This window comes from Paraburkholderia sp. BCC1884 (assembly GCF_900996225.1).
Taxonomy (GTDB): Bacteria; Pseudomonadota; Gammaproteobacteria; order Burkholderiales; family Burkholderiaceae; genus Paraburkholderia.
Map to the genome: position 1 here is coordinate 19,327 of NZ_CAAJGL010000067.1, position 18,039 is coordinate 37,365.

General features: G+C 60.6%; 14 protein-coding genes. 7 read left to right on the top strand and 7 right to left on the bottom strand.

What is annotated here, in order from left to right; genetic code table 11:
• Positions 1-2 precede the first annotated feature (2 nt).
• From FQ705_RS06655 to FQ705_RS06670, 4 genes are read right to left on the bottom strand one after another with little or no spacing between them, the layout of a single operon-like run.
• Positions 3-2,066, bottom strand: coding sequence for an NADH:flavin oxidoreductase (locus tag FQ705_RS06655; RefSeq protein WP_144138618.1), 2,064 nt, complete (start codon positions 2,064-2,066; stop codon positions 3-5).
• A 37-nt stretch (positions 2,067-2,103) separates the two neighbouring features.
• Entirely contained in the window at positions 2,104-2,646 is a 543-nt protein-coding gene (locus FQ705_RS06660) for a DUF5943 domain-containing protein (protein ID WP_144138619.1), read from the bottom strand.
• Between the two features lie 48 nt (positions 2,647-2,694).
• Positions 2,695-3,666: a dipeptidase gene (locus tag FQ705_RS06665; RefSeq protein ID WP_144138620.1), complete on the bottom strand. Its 972-nt coding sequence runs from the start codon at positions 3,664-3,666 to the stop codon at positions 2,695-2,697.
• Between the two features lie 18 nt (positions 3,667-3,684).
• Positions 3,685-4,959 carry a serine hydroxymethyltransferase gene (locus tag FQ705_RS06670; RefSeq protein WP_144138621.1) on the bottom strand — a complete coding sequence of 425 codons (1,275 nt, stop codon included), beginning with the start codon at positions 4,957-4,959 and terminating at the stop codon, positions 3,685-3,687.
• Between the two features lie 444 nt (positions 4,960-5,403).
• Here FQ705_RS06670 and FQ705_RS06675 point away from each other — a divergent pair, with 444 nt between their 5' ends.
• A complete protein-coding gene (locus tag FQ705_RS06675) occupies positions 5,404-6,399 on the top strand; it encodes a GlxA family transcriptional regulator (RefSeq protein ID WP_144138622.1) in 996 nt (331 codons plus the stop codon).
• A 78-nt stretch (positions 6,400-6,477) separates the two neighbouring features.
• On the opposite strand, the gene fdhA is transcribed toward FQ705_RS06675, so the two are convergent.
• Positions 6,478-7,677: a formaldehyde dehydrogenase, glutathione-independent gene (gene fdhA, locus FQ705_RS06680; RefSeq protein ID WP_144138623.1), complete on the bottom strand. Its 1,200-nt coding sequence runs from the start codon at positions 7,675-7,677 to the stop codon at positions 6,478-6,480.
• Between the two features lie 204 nt (positions 7,678-7,881).
• Here fdhA and betI point away from each other — a divergent pair, with 204 nt between their 5' ends.
• From betI to FQ705_RS06710, 6 genes are all read left to right on the top strand, one after another.
• Positions 7,882-8,469: a transcriptional regulator BetI gene (gene betI / locus FQ705_RS06685; protein ID WP_144138624.1), complete on the top strand. Its 588-nt coding sequence runs from the start codon at positions 7,882-7,884 to the stop codon at positions 8,467-8,469.
• Between the two features lie 29 nt (positions 8,470-8,498).
• Positions 8,499-9,968, top strand: coding sequence for a betaine-aldehyde dehydrogenase (gene betB / locus FQ705_RS06690; protein WP_144138625.1), 1,470 nt, complete (start codon positions 8,499-8,501; stop codon positions 9,966-9,968).
• Between the two features lie 12 nt (positions 9,969-9,980).
• Positions 9,981-11,666, top strand: coding sequence for a choline dehydrogenase (gene betA / locus FQ705_RS06695; RefSeq protein WP_144138626.1), 1,686 nt, complete (start codon positions 9,981-9,983; stop codon positions 11,664-11,666).
• 158 nt (positions 11,667-11,824) lie between these two features.
• Positions 11,825-13,003 carry a class C beta-lactamase gene (gene ampC / locus FQ705_RS06700; protein ID WP_409934683.1) on the top strand — a complete coding sequence of 393 codons (1,179 nt, stop codon included), beginning with the start codon at positions 11,825-11,827 and terminating at the stop codon, positions 13,001-13,003.
• A gap of 147 nt (positions 13,004-13,150) precedes the next feature.
• Positions 13,151-15,616, top strand: coding sequence for a DUF6531 domain-containing protein (locus FQ705_RS06705; protein WP_144138631.1), 2,466 nt, complete (start codon positions 13,151-13,153; stop codon positions 15,614-15,616).
• Between the two features lie 17 nt (positions 15,617-15,633).
• Positions 15,634-16,125, top strand: a complete 492-nt coding sequence (locus FQ705_RS06710; protein ID WP_260854406.1) for a hypothetical protein — start codon at positions 15,634-15,636, stop codon at positions 16,123-16,125.
• 58 nt (positions 16,126-16,183) lie between these two features.
• On the opposite strand, the gene FQ705_RS06715 is transcribed toward FQ705_RS06710, so the two are convergent.
• Positions 16,184-17,602, bottom strand: a complete 1,419-nt coding sequence (locus tag FQ705_RS06715; protein WP_144138635.1) for an MFS transporter — start codon at positions 17,600-17,602, stop codon at positions 16,184-16,186.
• Between the two features lie 150 nt (positions 17,603-17,752).
• Positions 17,753-18,016, bottom strand: coding sequence for a hypothetical protein (locus tag FQ705_RS06720; protein WP_144138637.1), 264 nt, complete (start codon positions 18,014-18,016; stop codon positions 17,753-17,755).
• Positions 18,017-18,039 lie beyond the last annotated feature (23 nt).

The following is an 18,039-nucleotide window of genomic DNA, read 5'->3' on the forward strand; positions in this document are numbered from 1 at the left end:
CGTCAGAAATCCTTGCAAAGGCGCAGCGCGTCGTAAATCGCGCCGTGAATGTTGTGCATGGAAATACAGTCGCCGACGCGGAACAGCAGGAAACGGCCATTGCCGAGTTCTTCCGACAGCGACGGCTGCGGCTCGGACGCGAACAGCTTGTGCACGTCCACCTGGCCGCGATTGAGCGACTCGGGCTTGAGCGTCCAGTACAACTCGTCGTTCGGCGTGCTGCCGTTCTCGATCACCACCTGATCGACGGCGCGCTCTTCCTGCTCCTCGGTGTACTCGTTGCGGATCACGGCGATCTTCTTGCCGTCTTCCTCGTAGACCTTGTCGAGCCAGTAGTTCGGCGTATGAATGACGCCTTGTGCGTAGAGACGTCGATAGAAAATCGGGAACGTGGTGCCGCCGACGTCGTCGGCGACCTTCACATCAGGCGTCACGATCTCGACATTCGAACCACGGCTCGACATGAAATCGGCCACGCCCGCACCGGCATGCGTGCTGACGCCGTCGTACACCAGCACGTTCTTGCCCGGTTCGACTTTGCCGGAAAGGACATCCCACGAACTCACCGCGAGACCTTCATCCACACCCCACGCCGCGACTTGCGACGTGAACGACGAGCCGCCCGTTGCGAGCACGACGATGTCCGGCTTCTCGGCCATGATGGTTTTTTCGTCGGCGGCGACACCCAGGCGACGCTCTACGCCGAGTCGCTTCGTTTCCATATCGAACCAGCGCACGATGCCCGCCATCTGCTCGCGCTGCGGCGCTTTCGCAGCCAGCATGATCTGGCCGCCGACATAGTCGTTCTTCTCGAACAGCACCACGTCGTGACCGCGCGACTTCGCGACACGCGCCGCTTCCAGTCCCGCGGGCCCCGCCCCGACCACCACGACTTTGCGCTTCGGTCCGCGCGTCTTCGCGATCACATGCGGCATGGTCGCCTCACGCGAGGTCGCGGCGTTCTGCACGCACAGCACGTCGTGTCCGTTGTATTGGCGGTCGATACAGTAATTCGCGCCGACGCACTGCTTGATTTCATCCTCGCGACCGTCGCGGATCTTGATGACCATGTGCGGATCGGCAATCTGCGCGCGCGTCATACCGACCAGATCGACCATGCCGCTTGCCAGCAGACGCTCGGCCTGGCCCGCATCGCGAATACTTTGCGCGTGCATGACCGGCAGCTTCACCACCGACTTGATGCCGGCCGCAAGATGTACGAACGGTTCGGGCGGCAGCGCCATCGGCGGCATGCAGTTGGCGAGCGTGTTGTGCGTGTCCGCGCCGGAACCGATTACGCCGAGGTAATCGATGAGACCGGTTTCGCTCATCGCCTGAGCGATCTCCTTGAGCTGTTCGTGATCGAGCCCGTCTTCATGGAACTCGTCGCCGCACATGCGCAGACCGATGCAGAAGTCCGGGCCGACGGCTTCGCGCACCGCCTTCAGTACTTCAGTGCCGAAACGCAGACGGTTTTCGAGCGAGCCACCCCATTCGTCGGTACGGAAGTTGGTGCGCGGGCTCCAGAACTGATCGATCAGATGCTGGTGCGCCGCCGAGATTTCGACGCCGTCCATACCGGCGTCTTTCACGCGCTTCGCAGCCGCAGCGAAATCGCTGATGATGCGACGAATCTCTTCGACTTCGATGATCTTCGCATTACCGCGATGCACCGGCTCGCGCACGCCGGAAGGCGACATCAGATGCGGCCAATGCTCGCCATGAAATGCCGAACGACGACCCATGTGCGTAGCCTGGATCATGATCTTCGCGCCATGCGCGTGCATCGCTTCGGCGAGACGCGCGAGCGGATCGATGATCTTGTCGGTCGACAGGTTCACCGACTTCCACCAGCCTTGCGGACTGTCGATCGACACCGGGCTCGAGCCGCCGCAAATCGCGAGGCCGACCCCACCCTTGGCCTTCTCTTCGTAGTAACGGATATAACGCTCGCCAGGCAGGCCGCCCGGTTCCGCATACACCTCCGCGTGCGCGGTGCTGACGATGCGGTTGCGCAAAGTCAGCTTGTTCAGCGTAAGAGGCTTGAAAAGGTTCGGGTAACGCATCGCGATCGACCTCGGAATGAATAGGCTGGGTGCGTTGTTATGCTGCGAGCGGCGACACTTCGAACACGCAATGATCGTGATCGTGGCCTTCGGCCGCGCAGCGCGATTCTTTCGAATGCGACGGCGGCCCCTTGCGGGCGCCGTCCGGCGCGGTGTCGTTCACCCAATCCATGGCGCCCGCAAACCAGCCGGCGAACATGTAGCAAAGCTTGCCTTCCTTGCCCGGCTGCGCGAGCACGAACGACGAGTAGTGCAATTCCACGCGAGCGTGCGAGCTCGACGGATCCGATTCCGTGATCGTGAAGATGCCCCAGCCGCGTTGCGACAGACGCTTCAGGTAATGCTCGAACACCGCCATGCCTGAAATACCGTGCTGTTTGGCTTCCTTGTCGCACCAGAAATAGGCGGATTTGTAGCCGGCCTTGTAGAGAATCTCCGCATACGCGTCGAGGCCGAGTGCTTCTTCCACGGCGGTGTGGTTGTTCGTGAAGAAGTGACGCGGCACGTAGAGCATCGGCAGCGCGTCGGTGGTCCAGACGCCGGTGTTCGCGTCGACGTCGATAGGCAGTTGGGGTTGCATGTGGAGGCTCGCTTTATAAGTTTGGCTTCTTGAGAGGCGGCGGAAGAGTCAGACCTTCCAGACTTCGCCGAAAACGCGTATCCAGTTTTCGCCCATGATCTTCTTGATGCGCGTCTCGCTCCAGCCGGCGCGCTCCATCGCGGCCGTCAGATTCGGAAACTCGCCGATCGTGCGAATGCCCTCCGGATTCACCACCTTGCCGAAGTTCGTCAACTGGCGATAACGGCCCTTGTCGTGCGTGATCCAGTCGAAGAACTCGGTGCTATAGCCTTGCGTGAAGTCCGTGCCGATGCCGACCTGGTCTTCACCGATCAGATTCACGACGTAGTCGATCGCCTCGATATAGTCATCGACGGTCGCGTCCGGGCCGCGTTTGAGGAACGGTGCGAACATCGTCACGCCGACGAAACCGCCTGCGTCCGCGATTTCTTTCAACTGTTCATCGCTTTTGTTGCGCGGATGTTCTTTCAGACCCGACGGGCAGCAATGCGAGTAGCACACCGGCTTATTCGAAGCGGCAATCGCCTCCGATGAAGTCTTGCCGCCCACGTGCGAGAGATCGACCATGATGCCGACGCGGTTCATTTCCTGAATCACTTCGCGGCCATAACCGGACAGACCGCCGTCGCGCTCGTAGCAACCAGTGCCCACCAGGTTCTGCGTGTTGTAGCAAAGCTGCACCACGTTCACGCCGAGATCCTTGAATGCCTCGATATAGCCGAGGTTATCCTCGAAGGCATGGGCGTTCTGGAAACCGAAGATGATGCCGGTCTTGTTCTCTTTCTTCGCGCGGAAGATGTCGTCGGTCGTCCGCACGAGCGTCAGGATCTCGCCGTACTCGCGGATCTGCTGCTTCATCTCGGCGATGTTGTCGACGGTCTTCTGGAAGCTTTCCCAGACCGACACCGTGCAGTTCACCGCGGTCACACCGCCTTTGCGCATGTCCTCGAATACCGAACGCTCGAACTTGGAAATGTTCAGACCGTCGATGATGATGCTGTTGTCGTGCAGAGTGCTCATCGTTTGCTCCAGGCGTGCTCAGTAGATGGGAAAGCGTTCGCACAGCGCAAAAATCTCGCGGCGCACACGTTGTTCGGTAGCGGCATGGCCTTGCGGGTGATCGCGCAGTGCGTCGAGCACATCGACGATCAGGCGCCCCACGTCGCGGAATTCGCTTACGCCGAAGCCGCGCGTGGTGCCGGCCGGCGTGCCGAGGCGAACCCCCGACGTGACCGTCGGCTTTTCGGTGTCGAAAGGAATGCCGTTTTTATTGCAGGTGATGCCCGCGCGTTCCAGCGCCTGCTCGACCTGATTGCCCTTCAAACTCTTGGGGCGCAAATCGACCAGCAGCAGATGGTTGTCGGTGCCGCCCGTGACCAGATCGACACCGCCGTCTTTCAGCACTTCGCCCAAGGCTTTCGCGTTGGCGAGCACGCTGTCGATATACGTCTTGAAGCCGGGTTGCAGCGCCTCGCCGAACGCCACCGCCTTGCCGGCGATCACGTGCATCAGCGGGCCGCCTTGCAAGCCGGGGAACACGGCCGAGTTGATCTTCTTCGCGATGTCTTCGTCGTTCGTCAGCACAAAGCCGCCGCGCGGACCGCGCAGGGTCTTGTGGGTGGTGGACGTGACCACATGCGCATGCTCGACCGGATTCTGGTGACGGCCCGCCGCGATCACGCCGGCGATATGCGCCATATCCACCATCAGCTTCGCGCCGACGCTATCGGCGATCGCATGCAGCCGTGCGAAGTCGAGCGCCCGCGGGTAGGCCGAGAAGCCGGCGATCAGCAACGCCGGTTTATGCTGCTGCGCGAGTTCTTCGATCTGCTCGTAATCGATCAGCATCGTGTCGCGATTCACACCGTATTGCACGGCGTTGAACCACTTGCCCGACATCGCGGGCTTCGCGCCGTGCGTCAGGTGGCCGCCCGCGTCGAGCGACATGCCGAGCACCGTGTCGCCTGGCTTGACCAGTGCGAGCATCACCGCGCCGTTCGCCTGCGCGCCGGAATGCGGTTGCACGTTGGCGAATTTCGCGTTGAATAGTTGCTTGATACGATCCAGCGCCAGCGTCTCGATTACGTCCGCGTATTCGCAACCGCCGTAGTAACGCTTGCCCGGATACCCTTCCGCATACTTGTTGGTCAGCACCGAGCCCTGCGCTTCGAGCACCGCACGCGACACGATATTTTCCGACGCGATCAACTCGACCTGCGATTGCTGGCGCTCCAGCTCTTTCAAAATGGCGCCGCGCACCGCCGCATCGTGCGTCGCGAGCGATTCTTCGAAGAAGGGATTCGGGTTCGACATGAAAAGTCCGTGAAGTCGTTGACGGTAGGCCGCAAGCACCGCTGGGTGTCCGCTGCGGCGATGCTGCTGCCGGTCTGCATTGCGTCTATTCTTGACGTTAGCCCCGCATGTCAATTTACGAATTCAGACGCGTTCTTTGCCTTTTCCGCCATCGGCGTCCTTTTTCGACAAGTCGGCGATCTCGCATCTCACTGCATTTCATCGAACGACCGTTCGCCAAAGCGGGCGATGGCGCACTGCACTCGCTCGTCGCGCGCAGTTCGGGTGCGCGCGAAACCTTCGCTGCGCTGTTGTGGTGCCGTTTATTTGGCTATCCCCGTTGAATGCATGCGCTATCGAGGGTTTAGCCTGATGGCATGGTAGTTGCGCTAATACGCAAAATTGAAAAAGTCGCAGTTCCCCACGGCGACGCGATATTACAGATTCGAAGGAATCATTCCTCACATGTCCACCGATCGCACGGCGTCGTTGTCCCACTTCGCGTTCATGCCGCTTCCCAACTTCACGATGATCGCGTTCACCAACGCCATCGAAGTGCTGCGCATGGCGAACTACCTGACGGGACAAACGCTGTACCGCTGGTCGATCGTTAGCCCCGATGGCGGCCCGGTCACCGCAAGCAATGGTCTCTCTGTCGACACCGGTCCGGTCGAATCCGTCGGTCAACCCGATATCGTGTTCGTGGTGGGCGGCATCAACGTCCAGCACGCCACCACGCTCGCGCATCTCTCCGCGTTGCGCCGCTTCGCCCGGCTCGGCAGTGTGCTCGGCAGTCTGTGCACCGGCACTTATGCGCTTGCGCGTGCCGGCCTGCTGGCCGGTTATGCCTGCGCGATTCATTGGGAAAACATGTCGGCGCTCAAGGAAGAGTTTCCCGACACGCGCTTTCTGAAAGAACTGTTCGTGATCGATCGCGATCGCGTCACCTGCACGGGCGGTGTGGCGCCGCTCGACATGATGCTGAACCTGATCGCGCCGCGCGTAGGTACGGCGCGCGTCACGCAGATCGCCGAGCAGTTCATCGTCGAACATGTGCGCGATACCAGCGCGCAACAGAAGATGCCGCTGGTGGCGCGGCTCGGTTCGGCCAACAAGTCGCTCTTCGAAGTGATCTCGCTGATGGAGAACAACATCGAAGAGCCACTCTCGCGCGAAGAACTCGCGCGGCTGGCCGGTATGTCGCAACGGCAATTGCAGCGGCTTTTCCGCGAACATCTCGGGATGACGCCGACGCATTACTATCTGACGCTGCGTCTGCGGCGCGCGCGCGAGTTGCTGCTGCAAACCGACATGTCGATCATGCACATCACGATGGCGTGCGGCTTCCAGTCGGCTTGCCATTTTTCGAAAAGCTATCGCGATTCGTTCGGCACGGCGCCGACACGCGAGCGCCGCAAGCAGGCACCTTCGCTGGCGGTGGTGCCGGTCATGGCGGCCTGACTTCGGTACGCCGGGCATTAAAAAGCACGTTGAACGGTTTTACGTTCAACGCGTTTTTTTATCGGCCGCCGCTCGACATCAGGCCGCTTTCAGCAGCCCATGCGGGTCGATCACGAACTTCCTGGGCGCGCCGCCATCGAACTGGCGATAACCGTCGGGCGCCTGATCGAGCGACACCACGGTCACGTTGACGATATCCGCAATCGGCAGACGGTCCCACAAGATCGCCTGCATCAGATTGTGGTTGTACTTCATCACGGGCGTCTGACCGGTATGAAACGAATGCGACTTGGCCCAACCGAGTCCGAAACGGATGCTCAGGCTGCCTTTGCGAGCGGCGGCATCGGCGGCGCCCGGATCGTCGGTGACGTAGAGGCCCGGAATGCCGATCGCGCCCGCCGCGCGCGTAATTTCCATCAGCGAATTGAGGACGGTGGCCGGCGCTTCTTCATGCGAGCCGCTGCTGCCGTGACCATGCGCTTCGAAGCCCACGCAATCCACCGCGCAATCCACTTCCGGCTTGCCGAGGATCTGTTCGATCTGCTCGCCGAGCGTCGCGTCTTTCGAGAGATCGACCGTCTGGAAACCCATCTTGCGCGCGTGCGCGAGGCGTTCCTCGTTCATGTCGCCGACGATCGTGCAGGCCGCGCCGAGCAAGTGCGCCGACGCGGCGGCCGCCATGCCTACGGGTCCCGCGCCTGCGATATACACCGTGGCGCCGGGCTTCACGCCCGCCATCACCGCGCCGTGATAGCCGGTGGGCAGAATGTCCGACAGACACGTGAGGTCGCGAATTTTCGCCATGGCCTGCGCGTAGTCGGGGAATTTCAATAGATTGAAGTCGGCGTAAGGGACCAGCACGTACTCGGCCTGCCCGCCGATCCAGCCGCCCATGTCCACGTAACCATATGCGCCGCCCGCGCGCGACGGATTCACGTTCAGGCACACGCCGGTGTGCTGCGCCTTGCAGGTCGGGCAGCGTCCGCAGGCCACGTTGAACGGCACCGAGACGAGGTCGCCCACCTTCAGCGTTTCGACGTCGCGGCCTACCTCGACGACTTCGCCGGTGATCTCGTGGCCCAGTACGAGGCCCACTTCGGCGGTCGTGCGGCCACGCACCATATGCTGATCGGAGCCGCAAATATTGGTGCTCACCACCTTCAGGATCACGCCGTGGCCGATCGAGCGGCCACGAGGATCGACCATCTTCGGAAAATCGATCGACTGCACTTCCACCTTGCCCTGCCCAAGATACACGACGCCGCGATTGCTGCTCATTGTCTGTCTCCATGTCTTGTGAGCGGCGCGACCGACTCCGCGTGGCACGCCGTTCAACGAGCGTAGCGCCCACTGAACAAAGCGCATGGTCCGAACGCGACACCGGTTTGGCTGGAACCGACACAGCCGCCGCGGCCGGTTTTTATTGATTGACCGTTCAATATAAAAAAGCCAGGATGGCCCATCGAATCCAATTCCAGCACCATGCCCAAACTCGGAATGCGCGAAATCCGCCGCGCGCAGCTCATCGACGCCACGCTGCTCACCATCGACCAAACCGGTCTCGCGGGCGCCACGCTTGCCTCGGTGGCGCAGCGCGCAAGCATTTCCACCGGCATCGTCAGCCATTATTTCGGCGACAAAGACGGCCTGCTCGAAGCCACCATGCGTCACGTGCTACGCGATCTGTGGCACGCCACCTCGCGCCGCCGCCGTGCGGCGAAGGCCGATCCGCGTTCGAAACTGCGTGCCGTCGTCGCGGCGAATTTCGACGCCGAGCAAACCAGCGCTCCTGTCATGAAGACGTGGCTCGCATTCTGGTGCGAGAGCATGCACAAGCCCTCACTGCGGCGGCTGCAATACGTGAACACGCGGCGCCTGAACTCGAATCTGTGCGCGGACTTTTCCAAGGTGCTACCGCGTGTCGCGGCTCGACGCGCGGCAAGCGGCCTGGCGGCGCTGATCGACGGCTTGTGGCTGCGCGGCGCGCTGGCGGGCGAGCCGTTCGACACCAGGGCGGCGCTGCGCATCGCCAACGACTACATCGACCTGGTGCTCGAAGCACGCAACTAGGTCAACGACATCTTTAGAAGGAGCCAGTCATGGCGGTATTTGCAACTCAACGTCTCTACATTGGTGGCGGTTACGTCGACGCAACCAGCGGCGAAACTTTCGATACGCTCGACCCCGCAACCGGCGAAACGCTTGCCAGCGTGCAGCAGGCGTCGTTGGCGGATGTCGGGCGCGCGGTGCAATCCGCACGGGACGGTCAACGTGAATGGGCGGCACTGACCGCCATGCAACGCTCACGCATTTTGCGCCGTGCGGTCGAACTTCTACGCGAACGCAACGATGAACTTGCCGCGCTCGAAACACGCGATACCGGCAAGCCGATTGCGGAAACGCTGGCAGTGGATATCGTCACGGGCGCGGACGTAATCGAGTATTACGCAGGCCTCGCCACCGCGATCGAAGGACAGCAGATTCCGCTGCGGCCGTCGTCGTTCGTCTATACGCGGCGCGAGCCACTGGGCGTTTGCGCGGGTATCGGCGCATGGAACTACCCGATCCAGATCGCCTGCTGGAAGTCGGCGCCCGCGCTCGCAGCAGGCAACGCGATGATTTTCAAACCCAGTGAGATCACCCCACTGTCGGCATTGAAGCTCGCCGAGATCTATACCGAAGCCGGTGTTCCCGCCGGTGTGTTCAACGTCGTGCAAGGCGATGGACGGGTTGGCGCGATGCTCGCCGCGCATCCGGAGATCGAAAAGATTTCGTTCACAGGTGGCGTAGAAACCGGCAAGAAGGTGATGTCGATGGCGGGCGCCTCGTCACTGAAAGAAGTGACGATGGAACTCGGCGGCAAATCGCCCCTGCTCGTCTTCGACGACGCCAACCTCGAACGCGCCGCCGACATCGCCATGAGCGCCAACTTCTTCAGCTCCGGCCAGGTCTGCACCAATGGCACGCGGGTATTCGTACAGCGCGGCGTACTGGAGCAATTCGAAGCGCTGGTGCTGGAGCGCGTCAAGCGGATTCGCGTGGGCGACCCTACCAATCCGCACACCAACTTCGGGCCGCTAGTCAGCGCCGCGCAATTGCACAAGGTGCTCGGCTTCATCGAAAGCGGTGTGAAGGAAGGCGCACGCCTGCTCGCAGGCGGCAAACGGATGACCCAAGGCCACTTCGGCAATGGCCAATATGTCGAGCCGACCGTGTTCGCCGGTTGCCGTGACGATATGCGCATCGTGCGCGAAGAAATCTTCGGCCCCGTGATGAGCATCCTCGTATTCGACGACGAAGAAGAAGTGATCGGGCGCGCCAACCGTACGGCGTATGGTCTCGCCGCGGGCGTCGTGACCGAGAACTCGGCGCGCGCGCATCGCGTGATTCATCGAATGGAAGCGGGCATCTGCTGGATCAATACGTGGGGCGAATCGCCCGCGGAAATGCCGGTGGGCGGCTACAAACAATCGGGCGTAGGGCGAGAAAACGGGATCACCACGCTGGAGCACTACACCCGCATCAAGTCCGTGCAGGTCGAGCTCGGCCCCTATCAACCCGTGTTCTAAGGAGACGTCGCGATGGCTTCGAACGAATACGACTACATCATCGTCGGCGCCGGTTCGGCGGGCAACGTGCTCGCCGCGCGTCTCACCGAAGACGCCGACGTCAGCGTGCTGCTCCTCGAGGCAGGCGGTCCCGACTACCGTTTCGACTTCCGCACGCAAATGCCGGCCGCCCTCGCCTATCCGCTACAGGGACGCCGCTATAACTGGGCCTACGAGACCGACCCCGAGCCGCATATGAACAACCGCCGCATGGAATGCGGCCGTGGCAAGGGGCTCGGCGGTTCGTCGCTGATCAACGGTATGTGCTATATCCGCGGCAACGCACTGGATTACGACGGCTGGGCGACGCGCCCCGGTCTGGAAAACTGGAGCTATCTGGATTGCCTGCCGTACTTCCGCAAGGCTGAAACACGCGACATCGGCGCGAATCCGTATCACGGCGGCGACGGGCCGGTGCATGTGACCACCAGTAAGCCCGGCAACAATCCGCTGTTTGCGGCGATGGTCGAAGCCGGCGTGCAAGCCGGCTTTCCGCGTACGGACGATCTGAACGGCTACCAGCAGGAAGGCTTCGGTCCGATGGATCGCACGGTCACCGCGAACGGCCGGCGCGCGAGCACGGCGCGAGGCTATCTGGATCGCGCGAAAACGCGTGCGAACCTGACTATCGTCACGCATGCCATGACCGATCGGGTGTTATTCACCGGCAAGCGCGCGGTGGGCGTGGCTTATCTGCATCACGGCAATGCGGTGACAGCGCATGCGCGCCGGGAGGTGCTGGTCTGCAGCGGCGCGATCGCCTCGCCGCAATTGCTGCAACGCTCGGGCGTGGGCCGCGCCAGTTGGCTGCGGGAACTGGACGTGCCGCTCGTGCACGATCTGCCTGGCGTCGGCGATAATCTGCAAGACCATCTGGAGATGTACATCCAGTACGAGTGCAAGGAACCGGTCTCGCTCTACCCGGCATTGCAATGGTGGAATCAACCCGCCATCGGGCTCGAATGGATGCTCGACGGCACGGGTGTCGGTGCGAGTAACCAGTTCGAAGCGGGCGGCTTCATCCGCACGCGCGACGACGACCTGTGGCCGAACATCCAGTATCACTTTCTGCCGGTCGCGATCAATTACAACGGCTCGAATGCCATCAGGATGCACGGCTTTCAGGCTCACGTCGGGTCGATGCGCTCGCCTAGCCGCGGCCGCGTAAAGCTCACTTCTCGCGATCCCAACCGGCATCCGGGCATCCTCTTCAACTACATGGCCGATCCGCTCGACTGGCGCGAGTTCCGCGACGGCATTCGCATTACACGCGAGATCATGCGTCAACCGGCACTCGATCGTTATCGCGGCCGTGAACTGAATCCGGGTGCGGAACTGGTCACGGACGAGCAACTCGACAGTTTCGTGCGAATGCGCGCGGAGACGGCGTTTCATCCTTCGTGCTCATGCAAGATGGGCTACGACGACATGGCCGTAGTCGACAACGAAGGACGCGTGCACGGCATGGAAGGGCTGCGCGTGGTCGATGCGTCGATCATGCCAAGGATCACGACCGGCAATCTGAATGCGCCGACCATCATGCTGGCCGAAAAAATTGCCGACCGGATTCGTGGACGGGAAGCGCTCGCGCGAGTGGAGACACCTTATTTCGTGGCGAATGGTCTGCCTTCCAGGAAGCGTGAGACGGCGACGGTTTAATCGACAGGCGCGCCTGGATTCCTCGCTACAAGATTTTCTTTACCCTCGCGCAACTTATCCTCGATTGTCGGCGCGCTGTAAAAGCCGGATAGTGCGGGCTCGGGACGCCACGCAGCAGGTCTTCTCGCGAGACGTCCGCCAACCGACACTCAAGGAAAATGCTGGAGATGAACTTCAGAGCCATCAGCCTCGCGGCGGCGCTTGTCGTCACGCTCGGCACAACCTCCGCGACAGACGCTAGCGACGATACGCAAACCGGAATACGACACACGGTCGACCCCATCATCCAGTCCCTGATGAGCCGGGACGGTATTCCCGGCATGGCGGTCGGCATCGTCGCCGGGGGCAAGACCTACGTGTTCAACTACGGCGTAAGCTCGACTGCGACCGGCAAGCCCGTCACACAGAACACCCTGTTCGAACTGGGTTCGGTGAGCAAGACGTTCACCGCGACGCTGACCTCCTATGCACAAGCCAGTGGCAAGCTTTCGTTGTCGGATCCGACGGACAAGTATCTGCCCTCGCTACGTGGCAGCCCGTTCGGCAATGTAAGCCTGCTGAATCTGGGCACGCACACGCCTGGCGTGCTGCCTTTGCAGGTGCCCGAAGAGATTCACGACGACGCCGAGTTCATGGCGTATCTCAAGGCGTGGAAACCCAGTTGCGCGCCAGGTACCTGCCGGACTTATTCCAATCCTGGCATTGGCACGCTTGGTCTCATCACGGCGAAGAGCATGGGTGAAGCATTCACGCCGCTGATCGAACATCGTCTTCTTCCGGCACTCGGCATGAAGAACACCTATATCGATGTGCCGACAGCCCGGACGGCTGACTACGCACAAGGCTATAAGAAAGACGGTACGCCGACTCGCATGTCGCCGGGCGTGCTATCGGCGCAGGCGTATGGAATCAAAACGACGGCCGCTGACATGAACCGTTTCCTGCAAGCCAACATGAACATGGTGCCGATCGACGGCAGACTACAAAGCGCGATCACCGCGACGCACACTGGCTATTTCAAGGCTGGCGTGATGACTCAGGACCTGATCTGGGAGCAATACACGTATCCGGTTGCACAGAAGACCTTGGAGGAAGGCAATGCGCCGGCGATGGCAACGGACGCGACGCCCGCTACCGAAATCAAGCCACCGCTCGCGCCGCGTCAGGATGTTTGGATCAATAAGACCGGCTCGACGAATGGCTTTGGTGCGTATGTCGCTTTCGTGCCGCAGAAGCAGTTGGGCATTGTGATTCTGGGCAACAAGAACTTCCCGATCGAAGATCGGGTGATTGCGGCGTATCGGATTATGGAAGCGCTGGGTGACGGTGGGCGTTGAAAGCGAGCGTACTAAACACGCACTTTTGTAAAGCTTGGTTGCACGGCCAAGCTTTTCCGACTTCTCTTATTTCTGATTTCTGACTCCTTGATGCAACGTCGAAATATTACGTATTTCTGACGTCGCATTACAACAACAAGGAGATTCATGAAACTCAAAAAATCGTCAATTGGCCTGCGAGCAACCTTGGCCCGATTATTCGGCGCGTTTGTGTTGCTAATGGCCGCGTTCGGCGCAAATGCCGACGACATCTGCCCGAGTCTTTATCAGAAATCTGGCGCTATTCAGGGCGATCCGCAGTGCTTTTCCATTGCGGCAAGCAATACCCCAATCGGTATGGGCAGCTTCTATTGCACCGCCGAACCGGACCGTATAAGAGCCTGGTGCGGCGGCGCTCCCGAGCCGGAAAAATCATGTGCGGTTGCCGATCCGGTTTATCCCGGCAGCGGTGTGGTCACGTTGCGCGAAGCCGACTTCGTCAGCGGCGACGACATACCGCTGTCGTTCACACGCACTTACCGCTCTACACCACTTGCAAAAAATGTCAGCGCAATGGGACCTGTGTGGTTCCATAACTGGCAGCGGCAGTTGGACCTGACGAATGCGAATGGCGGCAGTCCGTCGAAGATTCTTGCGTATCGCGGTAATGGTGAACCCGTTACGTTCAACTGGTCAACCGGTAATTGGCGTTCCTCGGGATTTTCCGGGCTGTCGTTAGCGCAAAGCAGCTCGGGTTGGACACTGACCGATCTGCAGACGGAGACGGTCGAATCATATTCAGCGCAAGGGCTGCTGCTATCGGAAAGTACTAAAACAGGTTTTGTCCGCACGCTCACGTATGAAGGTTCTGGCCTGCTAACCTCGATCACCCAGCACGCCGCAGGGACAGACGCGAAACAGGACATAACCGTTCGTCTCGACTACGACGACAAACGCCGCCTATCGCGTCTGAATGATCCCATGAGTGGCCAGACCGCGTACGGCTATGACGCGCACGGCAATCTTGCTTCGGTCACCTGGCCGGACGGCTATGTCCACCGTTACGTGTACGACGATACCCGCTTCACGAATGGGCTAACCGGAGAGATCGATGAAACCGGTACACGCATCGCAACGTGGACTTACGACGCACAAGGCCGTGCAGTTGCGGTGACTCATCCCGATGCGGCGCGCAACGTTCAGTTTGCCTACAACGGTGACTCGACGGTCATCACCGACAGCAGGCGCTCCACAACGCTGAATCTGTCGTCAGTCGGCGGGATGCTGCGACCCACCAACTCGAGTTCATCTGCAGGAACAACCCGTTCGAGTTGGGACACCTCGGGCAATTTGCTAAAGGACGTCGACGCAAGCGGCGGAACGTCAGAATTCAGCTACGACGAAGCTGGGCGCCCCGTGCGCGCGACCGTGAAGAACGCATCGGGCACGTCGATCATCACGCTCCGCTATGCCGACGTGACAAGCTTGCGACCTGCGATGATCGCTTCGCCCGGCTCGATTCAGTCCTTCGTCTACGATTCGCACGGCAACGCTATCGGTATCAGCGAAACTCCAACCCTCGATACGACCGGGGCGAGCGGATTTGATGCGGCAAAAGCCGGTGGGACGACGGTTGCGTACGGGTTGACCTACGACGCGACGAACCGGCTGTCATTCGTTCAGCAGCAGACAGCGGGTAAGGTAACGGCGCAGTGGGTCGTCACGCGTGATGCCACGGGAAATGTATTCTCGATCTATTCACGGGCAGAAAATGTCGCCAGCGAGATGGTGGCGCGCGATGCGGCCCATCGCGCGTTGTACGGTTACAACCCGACCGGCGACTTTCTCATGCGCTATGACCAGCGCGCGCGGATCGACGTCTTCAAGTTCAATGAGTATGCGAGTCCGGCGAACGGCGGCGTCCGACGGGTACTGAAGGTCAGGTTTAATTACTCACCGGACAACCAGGTCATATCGCGGACCGGGACCGTCGCCAGGAACGGAAGTCTTCTTGATCTGAACGACGGCACGGACGTGCCGATTAGCAGCGATGAAATCGACCAGTGGATTGATAACTACAACTATGGCGATTCGCCTATAGGACCACCGGCGAACCTTCAAGGTTCACGATCGCTCCTACTTGCAGGGCCTGGCGTAAGCGCGAGCACCGTTTGTATGGGCTGTCATTTCGAAGCCGGACTCATCGACGGTGTCGCGCGCGGCATTCTGTTTGCCTGGCGACTCGCTAAAATTCCTGTCGTCCGGTATGGAATCGGACAGGGTGCGAAGAAGGCGGCGGAAAAGCTGGATCGGCTCAAAGAGATGTGCAAACCGGCGGCTGAGACCGAGGTCGACGGGATTCCACCGGGACGGGTTACTTCCGAATACACTGATATTACTGTTGGGCGGAGTGTCAGGAACATCAGGACCGATGTCGGCAAAGCAGAATTCGAGGGCAACTTGACTCAAAACGGTTGGACTCAATCATCGAGTGCAAGAGGGGATGCCGATATTTTCACTAAGGGTGACTTCAAGTTTTCCATCAGGGAAAATTCCAACGAAGGCTCCATCACAGCGGATTTTTTCCCAGGCACCAGGAACGCGACCGTGAAAATCCGGTTGGGGGGCAAATGACTAAAATCGAATTCATCATGGACGAGCATCAGTTCAAGCGCCTATTCGACCGCGCTCGCGCTGACGTCGACAGGCTTACGGATACGGCATGTCCGAGGCTTTACTTCGACTCGATCGACCTGTTGACGGACAAATTTTTTGACCTTATCCGCCACCTTCTCGCGTCGCAAGACGAAGCACAGTTTTGCGTGCTCTCATTGAAGCCCGACCCTTTTGGTCACTTCTCCTATTTCGAGAAATACCCGGCCTTTCTTCACGGCGCAAAAAATACAGTCGACGACTACTACGATGTGTTGCATCGCGACCCGGGCAACAGTCCAGCCGATGCAATCGCATACAACGCTATCCAGTACGTTGTTCTGCCGATAGTCGGTGACTGGTTTATGTACGCCGACCGAGACTGGCAGATGGGTGCACTTAGCGGCCCATCCGACGTAATGGAGCTGGCCCGAGGCTTCTACCCATTTTTCCTGACACCGGAACCCGGCTTCAGGATCACCGGCAACTGATCTCTGGCAATCGCCCGGCGACATGAGGTGCAGCCGTAAGGCAGCACCTCATGCCCCTTCACTCCCGCACCGGACTCATCACCCCATGCCCATCCGTCTCCACCGCCTCTGACACCAGCGTCTCCAACGCCAACCCACGCGTTTCGATCCCGAGTATCCACACTGCCGCCGCCGCGATCACAAAGCACATCGCGCCGAGCGAGAACACGCCACCCTGTCCGAACACCGGCAACACTACGCCCACCACGTACGGTCCGATCAGCGAACCGACGCGGCCAATCGCCGACGCAAATCCCGAACCGGTCGCACGCGCACCCGTGCCGTAAAGCTCGGGCGTGTAGGTGTACAACACCGCCCACATCGCGAACAGGAAGAACTGCATCGCAAGTCCGGCGCAGATCAGCAAGGTCGGCGTCTGCGCATGCAGCGCCGTTTGCCCGTAGACGTAGGCCATCACCGCGCTGCCCGCCAGCGACGCGATGCACGTCGGCTTACGTCCCCAACGTTCAACCAGCCACGCCGCACAGATGAACCCCGGAATCCCGCCAAGCGAAATCAACACCGTATACAGCACCGATTTCGTCACGGCAAAACCGGCTTGTTGCATCAGCGCACCAAGCCACGACGTCAGCCCATAGAAACCCAGCAACGCAAAAAACCACAGCGTCCACACCATGATCGTGCGGCGCCGGTAAGCCATGCTCCAGATCTCGCGGAACGCTCCCGTGCCCTTCGCCGCCGGCGCTTCAGTCAGCATCACCGGCGCGCGCAGTTCTTTCAGGCCCGCAGCCTTCATGACCTTCGCTTCGACTTCGGCCAGCACTTTGTCCGCCTCCTCCAGGCGTCCGCGATGCTCGAGCCAACGCGGCGATTCGGGCACCATGCGGCGCACGATCAGCACGAACACAGCGGGAATCGCGAGCAACGCGAACTCGGTGCGCCAACCGAACGCCGGCAAGACGAAGTACGACACCACGCCCGATGCGATGAAACCCAACGGCCAGAAACCGTCCATCAGCGCAATCAATCGTCCGCGCGACGCCGCCGGAACGAACTCCGAGAGCAACGTCTGCGCAATCGGAAATTCCATGCCCATGCCGAAGCCGAGCAGCACGCGAAAGAAAATCAGCGCTTCCACGCTCTGCGCGGTCGAACACAGATACGACGCGATCCCCCACAGCACCATGCTCCACTGAAATACGGGGCGTCGTCCGAAACGATCAGCCAGCAGGCCTGCCACCGCCGCACCGAGCACCATGCCGAAGAAACTGGCGCTGGCGACGAGTCCTGCCATCGCGGTCGACAGATGGAATTCGGTTCTGATCGAGCCGAGCACGAAGGTCATCGTGCCGAGATCGACCGAATCGAAAAAGAACGCGACGGCGATGATGACAAATATCGTCCGGTGATAACCGGAGAACGGCAGTCGTTCGAGTCGGGCAGCGGCACTCGCGCGAGGCTGAAAAACGGTAGACATGTCATCCCCTGGTGGATGCGGCGAATGCCGCGTGGGTGTTCAAAGGTTCCAATGTGTTTTCAGTAGATGCCGACATAAATCGGCCACATAGAAGAAAACCGTCATCGGGATGGAACGGGGGCGTCGTTCCCTACCAGGGCGTCGCGCGCACTACGGCCGCAAGCGTGCGCGCGCGGCGCCGACCACGCGCGCGAGCGTGTCCGCACTCAGCCGCGCGGCGATTTTTTCGACGTATTCATGATGACGCGCCTGCAATGGCGCACCGAGTTGTTGCGCAAGGAGATAGCGAATCAGCGCGATGCGCCGATGCCGCAACACGATGCTCTGATCGAGCAGCGCGAGCGCGGCGTGGGCATCGCCTTCCTGACACGCGCGCTCGGTAAGGCGCGCCGTGGCTAGACGAGTGGACGTCATGGGCGGGTCGGAAGAAACGCACG